Origin of the sequence: Parabacteroides caeci, assembly GCF_023656795.1 — a bacterium.
Taxonomy (GTDB): domain Bacteria; phylum Bacteroidota; class Bacteroidia; order Bacteroidales; family Tannerellaceae; genus Parabacteroides; species Parabacteroides segnis.
In genome coordinates, this window is sequence record NZ_JAMOKT010000153.1 from 1 (window position 1) to 1,234 (window position 1,234).

General features: G+C 47.3%; 1 protein-coding gene. It reads right to left on the bottom strand.

Translation table 11 applies throughout. The features are described from left to right. Window positions 1–117: 117 nt before the first annotated feature. A complete protein-coding gene (locus NBH15_RS29145) occupies window positions 118–1,107 on the bottom strand; it encodes a hypothetical protein (protein WP_128135846.1) in 990 nt (329 codons plus the stop codon). Window positions 1,108–1,234 lie beyond the last annotated feature (127 nt).

Genomic DNA, 1,234 nt, shown 5'->3' on the forward strand with positions numbered 1-1,234 from the left:
TGTGGTAGGATACCATTAAAGGTAATGAAAATCAGCCACTTGACCTATTTTATTGTACTAAATTTTATCAATTAACTTATTTGTTCTCAACGGATTAGTTATAAATTTAACGAAGTATTATTTATACATACCTTTAATAATTAAGAAAGCATTGTCTTTTTCAGGTGAAGGGTAGGAGTAGAAAGCTCCTGTCTGCAATCCTTTGTTGGCGTTCTCTCCGTAGAACCGTCGTACGGGGCTAGTGATAAGTTCGTCGGGTTTCGCTTCTGGCATATCGCCGTAAGGCTGTATGGGGAAATAACCGGAACCGCATCGTGCGTTGCCGATTGAGACAGTCTCGATAATGAAGCGGGAACTTCCCGCTTCATTATTAATATCATATCGAGCCACGAGACGTGTCAGTCGGAAACCGATCTGCAAGCGCGCAGCACTGCCTGAATCTGTCAGGTCTAACGGAGTGGTCAGTGCCCCTGCCATAGCGAGCGGTGTAGCCAGTGTGTCTGCCGGAACGGTTGCACTGAGCAGGTGCGTATGGTAAGTAGTGAATGTGCTTTCGTGGGGGATGCCTTCGGTAGCCAAACGGGGTGTACCGTCTTCGCTTTCCGTAAAGGTGATGGGGGTGAAGTCGGCGGGTTTAACCACCTTCGTGGTAGCCGGGTCGACCAGCGTCGTATCGTTTGCGATACAGTATAGTTTTACGAATAGTCCTTTTTTGAGTTTGAGCAGTCCGTTCGTTTCGTTGCCGTCGGCATCGGTGGTGTTGAGTTGCAGCTCAGTGGCTCCCTGTGGCAGTTTGTCGTTGGCATCGGCGCGGTAGGCGAAGCGTTCGAGGAAGGTGTATTCGCCGTTTTCCGTCTCAGCTCCGAAAACGTATACATCGAGCATTGAAACGGCATTTTCGGCGGCTGTAGCGATGGGTCTCCCTGCCTTTGAGGACACGGGGGTTACAGACAACTTATTTTTCAAAGTCATCATCACTTCCCGGCGTGCATTGTCCGCGTCCGGGGTGACGGGATCGGTACCCGTTTGCTTTGTCTCTTCCGTGCAGCCGGCCAATAGGCAGGCACTGCATAAAAGTATTGTGCTTAGTTTGTGAAAATTGTTCATATCGCTTTTTCCATTTAAAATCCAAACAAAGTTGGATAATTCATTATTAATTAACTTTTATAATTTATCTTTGTATCAGGATGTTAAGAGGAAGTAGGCTCTGCTGAGGAGCAACCTACCAGCAATA

Bases quoted from the DNA above. Each gene is read 5' to 3' on its own strand.
- NBH15_RS29145 (WP_128135846.1), bottom strand. From the start codon at position 1,107: ATGAACAATTTTCACAAACTAAGCACAATACTTTTATGCAGTGCCTGC.